The sequence below is a fragment of the Bilifractor sp. LCP21S3_F8 genome (genome assembly GCF_052117805.1).
Classification (GTDB): domain Bacteria; phylum Bacillota; class Clostridia; order Lachnospirales; family Lachnospiraceae; genus Bilifractor.
On the sequence record NZ_JBQKIK010000076.1, the window covers coordinates 1 to 440 of the forward strand.

The following is a 440-nucleotide window of genomic DNA, read 5'->3' on the forward strand; positions in this document are numbered from 1 at the left end:
GGAGAAACTGGAGAAATCAAGAGTATCTGCATCAAAGGGTAACTATCGATCTGCGGATGCTGTTATTGCTGATATGAGAGAAAAGTATGGAATATAAAGTAGTAGTAACAGTAGATGCAGAAGAAGATCTAAATCAATACATCAGATATTTGCTTATGGTGAAAAAAAGTGATCAGGCGGCGAAAAATGTTTTGGATGATTTTGAGGCTACTATTCAGAGCCTTAAAAGTGTTGCAGGAAGTTTGAAGCCGTGCAGGCTACAGAAACGGAAATCACCATTACCGTCTGCAAGACAAGTTTTTTTGTGCAGATATACTGAAAAGCGGCGTCTGTATATTCCGACCGAGAAGACCAGTCTCCACGGTCGATTAGCCCATCCCTAACGGATGGATAGCCCACCTGTCACGGTGGAATAGCCCACCATTCACGGAAAGGAGCCC

At 43.2% G+C, this 440-nt stretch carries 1 protein-coding gene; it reads left to right on the forward strand.

The window, feature by feature from the left end:
- Positions 1-86 precede the first annotated feature (86 nt).
- Positions 87-383: a hypothetical protein gene (locus ACTQ3A_RS13955; protein WP_441495199.1), complete on the forward strand. Its 297-nt coding sequence runs from the start codon at positions 87-89 to the stop codon at positions 381-383.
- Positions 384-440 lie beyond the last annotated feature (57 nt).

Coding starts and splice junctions, on each gene's coding strand:
- ACTQ3A_RS13955 (WP_441495199.1), top strand. CDS start 87: ATGGAATATAAAGTAGTAGTAACAGTAGATGCAGAAGAAGATCTAAAT.